The sequence below is a fragment of the Occallatibacter sp. genome, from assembly GCF_049802275.1.
Taxonomy (GTDB): Bacteria; Acidobacteriota; Terriglobia; order Terriglobales; family Acidobacteriaceae; genus Telmatobacter.
In genome coordinates, this window is sequence record NZ_JBARMD010000465.1 from 1 (window position 1) to 7,413 (window position 7,413).

At 54.6% G+C, this 7,413-nt stretch carries 5 protein-coding genes; 2 read left to right on the forward strand and 3 right to left on the reverse strand.

The genetic code is table 11. The features are described 5' to 3' along the window. The first annotated feature begins 1,035 nt into the window (after positions 1-1,035). Both WA354_RS16070 and WA354_RS16075 read left to right on the forward strand, forming a co-directional pair. Positions 1,036-1,584, forward strand: a complete 549-nt coding sequence (locus tag WA354_RS16070; protein ID WP_472814034.1) for an FUSC family protein — start codon at positions 1,036-1,038, stop codon at positions 1,582-1,584. A gap of 20 nt (positions 1,585-1,604) precedes the next feature. Continuing rightward, positions 1,605-1,874: a hypothetical protein gene (locus WA354_RS16075; RefSeq protein WP_472814035.1), complete on the forward strand. Its 270-nt coding sequence runs from the start codon at positions 1,605-1,607 to the stop codon at positions 1,872-1,874. A 142-nt stretch (positions 1,875-2,016) separates the two neighbouring features. Here the strand turns inward: WA354_RS16075 and WA354_RS16080 are convergent, their stop codons facing one another. The 3 genes from WA354_RS16080 to WA354_RS16090 form a co-directional block, all read right to left on the reverse strand. Next, positions 2,017-3,372, reverse strand: coding sequence for a phosphatase PAP2 family protein (locus WA354_RS16080; protein ID WP_472814036.1), 1,356 nt, complete (start codon positions 3,370-3,372; stop codon positions 2,017-2,019). Between the two features lie 184 nt (positions 3,373-3,556). Beyond that, positions 3,557-6,280 (reverse strand): MGH1-like glycoside hydrolase domain-containing protein, encoded by a 2,724-nt coding sequence (locus WA354_RS16085; protein ID WP_472814037.1) that lies wholly within the window; start codon positions 6,278-6,280, stop codon positions 3,557-3,559. 17 nt (positions 6,281-6,297) lie between these two features. Then, the coding region (locus WA354_RS16090) for a mechanosensitive ion channel family protein (protein WP_472814038.1) at positions 6,298-7,413 on the reverse strand (1,116 nt) is incomplete at its 5' end.

The window sequence follows — 7,413 nt, forward strand, 5'->3', positions numbered from 1 at the left end:
CTCAGCCACCGGAAATGCTGCGGGAGAAGTGTGCCTGAGCAACGGTTGCGAACCTCGGGAATGATTCCCTGAGGCTTGCAAACACCTATAAACACCGGAAGAACTGTACTTCAAACAGATTTCGAACAGGAAGAAATGAAAATCGCCAGGAAACACGCCGCAATCAGACGAATTTCAACGAGTTCTTAGGACGCTCTATTCCCGTTCAGCTTCCTGTTGAGTTGCAGTTTCTTCATTTCTGGTGATGCCTCTGTCATGGCTGGCTCTCGAGCCTCAGCGTTGATTGCAGCGAGACAGGCTATGAACGTTATGGCACTTAATCAACTGTTAGATATACCAAGCCTTCTCCGAACACGCCGGGATTCCTCCCAGCTTTTGCCAGCTTGTTTGAGAGGATTTTGTGGGAGAGTCAACGCAGATTGCATCTTCTGGAGGGATTAGGTCTTTCGCGGCGTAGTTGGAAAGAACGGGCTGTTGCGAAACATCCTATCCGCATGCCTCCGGATCGAAAACTGTCAAGAATGCCAGCCCTCTTATGCTGCTCTTATGGCAACCATTGTGTTGCTCAAGTGATCACAGATTCCGCTCGGATTGTGCCATTCCGTTTAGTTGCTAATTGAGAGTGCGGGCGTTGCACGCCTCCTTGCACTTCCAGTACCACTACTGGTATCGTTGCTCGCGGCGCGTCAGTTTGCTCGTCGCGTTCCAACTGAAGAACTTAATCGCGAAGACCTTGCGGTAGGCGCGGCCAAATAGTGACCGGCGAGGTGCAGAAACGGTTGACTGGCGAAAGCAGAGGTAGGGTCCCGTGACAACTCTAAAGGGCTCTCCACTCGTCGCTTTCGCACTATCTCTTTTCGCGCTGGTATTTCTCCGCGATGGGCGAGGGAACATTAATGATCGGGCGCAGCAGGACTTCGATCGTGTACTGGGCGCGACCCTGACCCTACTTGGGCTCGTCAACGGATTCAGCTTCTCATTTGCCTCGTCCCGGAAACACACGGGTGCACGATGAAACTGGTTGTATCGGAATCATTGTCTAAGAAAGCCGAGGCGCTGGCGGAAGGGCTCGGCCTTGGATTTGATGATTTGCTGGGACTTCGCTTTGCGGCGAACGTCTTCCTTGCCGCGACCATTGTGTGGTTCACCCTGCAGGCAGTCGGCGATCACAATGCTATCTGGGCGATCGCCTCCATGATTGCCGCCGCGGAGCCACTTCCTGAGGAGGCACGCCGACTCTTCAAGAGCCGGCTGATTAATGTCGCGGTCGGGTGCGCAGTTGGATTCCTCTTTCTCGTATTGGGGAGCGGCCGAGAACGCATGATTCCGGTTGCACTCGCCGTTACAGTATTGATTTCCACCTTCGTGGTGCGCGTAAAAACCATGTGGCGTCAGGCGCCGATTACGGCCTGTATCGTCATCGCTGCTGGTCTCGCTGGCGGCTCTGCGACGGTCGGGATCGAGCGAGGCTTGCACAAGGTCGCGGAGGTGCTGTTCGGTTGCACCGTAGGTCTCTCGGTGAGCTGGCTGATGTCGAAGGTTTGGCTGGTCCGCCGCCCCGAACAGCGCATTGGCGCAAGTTGATTGCCTCATCAGTTATCAGAATGGCGCGGAATGAAGTGGACAACCGCGAAGCAAACCAGCAACAGCGTACCGCCAATGGCCTGCGCAGCGGGCAGATGACTTCAGGTGAAGCGTCCAGAACCAATTACAACCAGGCAGTCCTCACTCAACAGGTTCACAACCAGCGAACTGCTAACGGGGGAGCATTGACTCAACAGCAGAAGCATCAGGCAAATAAGGAAGAGAACAAGAACAGCCATCAGATTTACAACGAAAAGACCAACAGCAAACCGACGCCCAAAGAACGTTAGCTTTGAGTATCCGAACGATGTTTACAGGACCAAATCGGCTGGCAGTGATGCCAGCCGTCCGGTTTTTATACGCCCTGCCGAGTACCTTCAGTAACGGCATTCAAAACTTGCCATCGCTGGGATCAGCACTTGGATGAATGAATCACTTACCGCTAACAATCTGCTCCGCGCGCCGTGCGGCAGCATAAAGATTGAGCCGCGAGTAGACGCCGAACTCTGAGCCATTGTCCAGAAACCCGCCTCCTGGTCCCTCCGTTTCAGTGAGGATCTTGTCAGCCTGTTCCAGGCTCAAAGAAGGAAAAGCCTGCGTCAGCAAATATCCGGCCTTTGGAGAGAGTTTCCCGACATCTTCCAGCACTCCGGCGTTCTTGGGATATACCACGGGCAAACTGTAGGTCTGTGTCGTATCGTAGAAAGCTTCATCCCTAGCAGCATCGCTGAATCGGCCCGCATCTTCCTTCGCGCAAGTTTCAATGGCGTTGCCGCAGCCGCTCTGCAGTATCGCCATCAGTTCGGCGCGCGCCTTCTTCATCGCGCTCTGAAAGTCCTTGATCGGTGGTGCCCCACGAACGGACAACCCCATGAACGCTGGATCGTTTGCCAGCAGATGCGCCATATCGAAGAGCGCTAGCGTTCGTCCGCCCATCACATCCATCACATAGTGCGAACCCATAATCACGCGGTCATTTCCATACTCCGCGCCCCGCACAATCATCTCCGCATACCGTTCCGGCACTAGCAGGGCCAGCAAAACCGCGCCAGTATAGCCATACGTTGTGTGGCCACTCGGATACGAAGGGCTATCGGTCAGATCCATCACTGGACCGTGGTTATAAACAAAGTTGCTCGATGGGTTGTTCAGGTAGTCAGGCCCCTCGAATTGGGTGACGCGTGGCTCCGTCTGAAAGGGGCGTGAATTGCCATATGTATCGGCCCCCACAGTCCTTGCTGGGATCCTGTAGGCTTTGCCAAAGATGTCCTCGACACCGCCGCTTTCTGTCAGAATTGCCGCTTCTTCAGGAGATACGGGCTTTTTTCCATCGGTTGTTTCGTTAGCGAAAAAATACTTACCCGCGTTCGCGTGGACGCCAGAAACCGCGGTCGCATAGCTGATCAGATCTCCGATGGATTGCGGGAGCTTGGATGTGCGCGTTTGATCGATATAGTGAAAACGCGCAACATACGCTGATCCAAGGGTTGTGCCGAATCCATCGGCAAGCTGCGCGAGATTACTGCCCGTAATGAAGGCATCCCGCAGCGCCTGCTGTTGCTGTTCAGAAAACGGCAGCAGCGTTGGCTGAGTGATCGCGCCAGTCTGAATTCCGCCGGTGACTGTATAGTTCGCTCCCAGGGCGGCTTTACCGTCGTCCGTATTTAACAAAACGGTAACAGGGGCAAGCCCATTCAGCGCTGCCGCGTCCGGAGCCGACTGCGGTGCTGCATGAGACGAAATGAGAGCGCAGAGAGCTAGTGCGCATAACGAATGCCGGAAAATCATTTGAACTCCACCTTATACAGATTACGCAAGACGGTATCAGTCAGCCCATAACGGTGGGCGCGAGAATCGTCACGGTTGAGAGTACGGAGCCTGAGTCGCGTTGTCGCTGAGATTGGTGCCACTCCTCAACACTCAGTCCTCAGATCGCTACAGATAGAATCATCGGGTCAGAAGTCCTCGATTCCTAGGCTACGGGTTTTGCGACGGGTGCGGTTTTTTTCGAGAAAACAGCCTTTCCCCAATCCTCTAGAGCATCGGCTTTCGTCAAGTATCCGAAAAGCTGGATCCCCTTGGCGATCGTGCCCGTCCATCCGGTCTGGTGGCTGGCTCCGATTCCGGCGCCGTTGTCGCCATGGAAATACTCATAGAAGAGGATGCAATCCCTCCAGTAAGGGTCAGTTTGAAACTTCTCAGCTCCGCCAAAGACCGGCCGGCGGCCGTTCATATCGCGAACGAAAATACGCTCCAAGCGGTGGTTGAGTTCCTGGGCAATCTCAAACAGGTTCATCAACTTTCCAGAGCCCGTCGGGCACTCCACTTGGAATTCATCCCCGTAGTATTGGTATAGGTGAAGGAGAGACCTGATGAGCAGAATGTTGATCGGCATCCAGATCGGTCCACGCCAGTTCGAGTTTCCACCGAACATGCCGCTATCCGATTCCGCTGGTGTGTATTGCACCCGGAACTCCTGGCCTCCCGCTGTGAAGATGTAGGGATGTTCCAGATGGTAGCGGGAGATTGAGCGAATTCCGTATGGGCTCAGGAACTCCGACTCGTCCAGCATCCTCGACAGCACTCGGCGGTACTTCTGTTCTGTCATCAAGTCGAGCAACCGCGTGCCACCTACACCATCCTTCAGCGCAGATTCAAGAGACATCGATGCCGCCAACTGGGGATGCCTCTCCAGGAATGTGGCCATCTTCTGCATTACACCCGGCATGTTTTTCCTGATATCCCCGTGAAACACCGTTGCGGCACAGATCGGTAACAGGCCAACCAGAGACCGCACCTTCAAACGGGTTGAAGTCCCGTCCGGTAGTCGGAGAATGTCGTAATAGAACCCGTCTTCCTCGTCCCACATGCTCTCGCTCTCATTCCCCACATGATCCATGGCTGAGGCGATCGAAACGAAATGTTTGCAGAACGTTACCACCATGGGCTCATAGGCCGAATCGTGCGTTGCCAGTTCGATGGCAAGCTGCAGCATGCACTGTGAGAAGAAGGCCATCCACGCGGTGCCATCCGCCTGTTCCAGATGACCACCCGTGGGGAGCGGGGCACTCCGATCGAAAACGCCGATGTTGTCGAGCCCGAGGAAGCCTCCCCCGTAGATGTTCTTCCCGCTGGGGTCTTTGCGGTTCACCCACCAATTGAAGTTCACCACCAGCTTTTGAAACACCTCCTTGAGAAACTTCAGGTCGCCCTTGCCCAGGGCAGCCTTCTCCGTTTCGTAGATGACCCGTGCGGCCCACGCATGCACCGGCGGGTTGACGTCGCTAAAGTTCCACTCGTAGGCCGGAAGCTGGCCATTCGGGTGCAGGTAGTCATCGTCCAAGATCAAGAGCATCTGGTGCTTTGCGAAGTCCAGGTCCACCATGGCGAGCGCGATATTGTGAAATGCGAGGTCCCAGGCTGCGTACCATGGGTACTCCCACTTATCCGGCATCGAGATGACCTGAGAATTTTCGAGGTGAGTCCACTCACTATTCCGGCCCTGATATTTTTGTCCAGGATGTTCCCTCCCCCACTGGTCGACGTTGTATCCGTAATATTGTTTGCTCCACAACATTCCGGATAATGTTTGCCGCATCACCATGGCGGCATCCTCACATACCGAGTCCGGTGTGATGGACGCATAGAATTCGTCGGCTTCTTTCGAGCGCGATGCGATGATCTTGTCGAAGTTGTCTCCGAATGCTCCCGTGCACTTCTCTGAGCCTGCAGCAGCCGGCGTGAGCCGCAGCCGGATCACGTGACTCTCTCTAGGCGGCACCTCCAACTGGTAATGTGGGCATGCTTTGGTTCCCGTCTGCTTCGGGTTCACTTTGTCGGCGTGTCCATGCACGACGTATTCATTGATTCCATCCTTCACGTATAGAGTGGAGTTGGGCTGGCCAAACACGCGCTCGTCATTCGTCTCATTCTCTGTAAAGAGCAGAGGCGCGGAACCTTCGCAGTGGAGATATCGAACGCCGAGGTCGGGATGGGAAGCACCAATCACCGATGTGTTCTCTGTCCCGGTTTTCTGCTCGAGGAGCGGCTTGACAGAATCCTTCCCCCACGACCAGGTGTTCCGGAACCACAAGGTTGGCAACACCGCAAGGTCGGCCCTTTCCGGCCCACGATTTGAAACTGTAATCCGGATCAGGATATCTTCGGCCGATTCCTTGGCATATTCGACAAACACGTCGAAATAGCGATCCTCGCTGAAGATGCCTGTGTCGAGCAGCTCATATTCCATGTCGTTATAATTGCGACGCTTGTTCGTTTCAATGAGATCGCCGTAGGGAAACGCCGCCTGCGGGTACTTGTACAAGTACTTCATGTAAGAGTGGGTGGGCGTGCTATCGAGATAGAAATAGTATTCCTTCACGTCCTCGCCATGATTACCCTCGCTGTTCGTGAGCCCAAACATGCGCTCTTTGAGGATTGGATCTTTACCATTCCACAGCGCCAGTGCAAAGCAGAGGATCTGTTTCTCGTCGCTAATGCCGGCGATGCCGTCCTCGCCCCAGTGATATGCACGCGAGCGCGCCTGATCGTGGGTGAAATAATTCCAGGCGTCACCCCCTTCGCTATAGTCTTCTCGGACCGTGCCCCATTGTCGTTCGCTAAGATAGGGTCCCCATTTTTTCCAACTGACTTTGCCCTTGTGTGCTTCTTGTAAGCGCAACGCTTCCTTTGTCATGGCTGACTCTTTCTCGTTTATTCATGCAGATCTGATCCCGCTTCGTTGATATGCTGGGTCTCAGCAACCGGTGTTTCGGGCAATTCTTCCGTACCGCCTTTTCGGGAAGCGATGGGTGCGGATAGCTGTATGTTTTGCGCCGGAAGCGCAATCTGAACTCCAGTTGACTCGATGCATTCCATCATTTGGAGCTGAAGTTCTTCCTGGACCTCGAGGAATTGACCCCAATCTTTGGCCTGAACGTATGCGTAAACCTCCACCTCGAGAGAAGAGGGACTGAAATGAGTAAATCGAACGCGAATCGAGTCGTATTCGACATGAACACATTCCTTCAGCAGGTTGCGAATGCCATTGAGGAGGGCTCGCATCTGCTTCGATGATGTGTCGTAGCGTAGACCGAGGATCGGGTGAAGCCAAAACTTATCTCTGAAAGAAAGATTCTCGAGCGTCATTGTGGAGATCTGCCCATTAGGAACACTGACCAGGCTTCGGTCGAGAGTCAGGATGCGGGTCGCCCGAAGGCCGATTTCCTTGACTGTCCCTCGCGTGTCACCCACTTTCAACACATCACCCACCTGCACCGCTTTGTCGAAGATGAGGGATACGCCGCCGACTAGATTCTCGAGAGTCTTCTGCGCGGCGAAAGCGACGGCGATGCCGCCGACGCCGAGGCCGGCCAGTGCGCCGGTTGGGTTGACGCCGAAGTATTTCAGGGTCATCAGTAAGCCGGCAAAGATGATAAGAAGGTCGACACCCCAGCGTGCAAGACGAACCATCGAAGTGGCCCCGCTTAGGTTTCGACTTCGGAGATATCGACTGAGATAAGCCTCGCCCCAGCGGGCTAGCAGAATGAGCAGCCAGACGCTTGCAATGATGGCAATGACGGTACCGGAGCCGTTCCATAACTGCCGCGCAAACAGCGGAAGCTCGACCTTGGAATTCACCTTGTGAATACCCCAAGCCATAAGCAGAAGCCGAACCGGTATCGGCAAGATATCGGGGAGAGCCAATTCTGGCTTGCCGTGCAGGCGCCGCAGAATCTTGCGTGCCAGGTAACGGAGCAAGCGATTCAGGAGAGCCATGAAGAGAAAGAAGAGCGGAATGCAAACAAAAACCGCGAACCATTCAAAGAG

What these genes read in the sequence shown, in the direction of transcription:
- WA354_RS16085 (WP_472814037.1), bottom strand. Translation starts at nt 6,280, where the DNA reads ATGACAAAGGAAGCGTTGCGCTTACAAGAAGCACACAAGGGCAAAGTC.
- WA354_RS16075 (WP_472814035.1), top strand. Translation starts at nt 1,605, where the DNA reads ATGGCGCGGAATGAAGTGGACAACCGCGAAGCAAACCAGCAACAGCGT.
- WA354_RS16080 (WP_472814036.1), bottom strand. Translation starts at nt 3,372, where the DNA reads ATGATTTTCCGGCATTCGTTATGCGCACTAGCTCTCTGCGCTCTCATT.